The following is a 1,347-nucleotide window of genomic DNA, read 5'->3' on the forward strand; positions in this document are numbered from 1 at the left end:
GGTACGCCCCGCCGATGGCGAGCGCCACCGGCACCTCCATGGTGAGGCGGCGATGAACAAGCGCCCGCCCGGCCTCGCGAAAGAAGGGCCGGGCGGAGAACAGCACCACCGGCGTGGTGAGGGCGAGCGACAGCCAGTGGAAGAGGGCGTCCATGCCGGCATCGAGCTCGCCGGGGCCGGCGACGTAGAGCGGGATCGAGAACATCACCACCTGCATCATGCCCACCGCGGCGACGATCAGCCGGCGCACGGTCATGCGCTCCTCGCGCTGCTGGCGCCGGTAGGCGCTGTCCGGCTCGAAGGGCAGGGCGTCGTAGCCGATGGCGGCGAGCTCGGCGAATAGCCGCGAGGGCGACAGCACCGCCGGGTCCCAGCTCACCCGCAGGCGGTGCTCGGCCAGGTTCACCGCGCTCTGGGTGATGCCCGCCAGGGCGTTGAGGTGGTGCTCGATCAACCAGGCACAGGCGGCGCAGGTGATGTTCTCCACCGCAAGCGTGGCGCTCGCCTGGCCGTTGCCTGTGTGCACGAACTGCGCTTGAAGGTCCGGGTGGTCGAAGGCCGCCCAGGTCTGGGGTCGGGCCTCGTCTGCCGCCGGGCGCGGCGACAGCTCGGTGCGGTAACGGTAGTAGTTGGCAAGCCCGCCCTCGACGATGGCGTGGGCCACCGCCTCGCAGCCCGGGCAGCACAGCGGCTCCGGGGTCTCGTCGATCACGATGCGCCAGGGGGCGCCGTCGGGCACCGGCGTGCCGCAGTGGTAGCAAGGCGCGCTCATGGCGCCTCGCTCCCACCGGGGGAGAGCGCCACGGCGGCATCACTTGGCAGGGTGATCTCGCCGCGCAGGCGCCACTCTGCCGAGGCTTCCGGGGTGAGGGCCAGGTACCAGCGGTGGCGCAGCCGGGTCTCGAGCTGGCCGACGTAGCGTCCGTCGCGGCGGTGGGTGAGCACCACGCGGGCGTCGCGGTCGTCCTGGGTGGGAAATATCAAGGCGAGCACGAGGCGCTCGGGTCGCGCCTCGCCGGTCAAGTCGAGCACCACGTCGCCGGTGACCGGGTCGATGGCAAGCGTCGCGGCAAGCCCCAGCGCCCGGGCGCGCTCGTCCTTGGCCAGGCGCGTATTGATCGCCTTGCCGTGCTCGTAGTAGTCCTCCTGCACCACCATGCCGTCGAAGCTGCGCGTGGCGATGAGCGCGAAGCCCGTGCTCACCAGCATCGACGAGAGCAGAAGCCCGAGCAGAAACCAGGGCCAGAACTGGCGATACCAGGGCGGCAGCGTGGATGGCTTCATGGGCTATCTCCTCTCGCCGCCGAGAAAGCGCGTCTCGCGCTCGGCATGCAGGTCGCCTTGCTC

Annotated in this window: 2 protein-coding genes; both read right to left on the reverse strand. The window is 71.0% G+C overall.

Annotation, left to right across the window (positions count from 1 at the left end):
* Window positions 1-772, reverse strand: a 772-nt coding sequence (locus BIS11_RS17725) for a heavy metal translocating P-type ATPase metal-binding domain-containing protein (protein WP_253586745.1), incomplete at its 3' end; no start/stop codon positions are given.
* On the reverse strand, window positions 769-1,284 hold the full coding sequence (locus BIS11_RS17730) for a FixH family protein (protein ID WP_253423544.1): 516 nt from the start codon (window positions 1,282-1,284) through the stop codon (window positions 769-771). The genes BIS11_RS17730 and BIS11_RS17725, both read right to left, overlap by 4 nt.
* Window positions 1,285-1,347 lie beyond the last annotated feature (63 nt).

It is taken from the genome of Halomonas sp. 707D4 (assembly GCF_024158685.1).
Classification (GTDB): Bacteria; Pseudomonadota; Gammaproteobacteria; order Pseudomonadales; family Halomonadaceae; genus Vreelandella.

Coding starts and splice junctions, on each gene's coding strand:
- BIS11_RS17730 (WP_253423544.1), bottom strand. CDS start 1,284: ATGAAGCCATCCACGCTGCCGCCCTGGTATCGCCAGTTCTGGCCCTGG.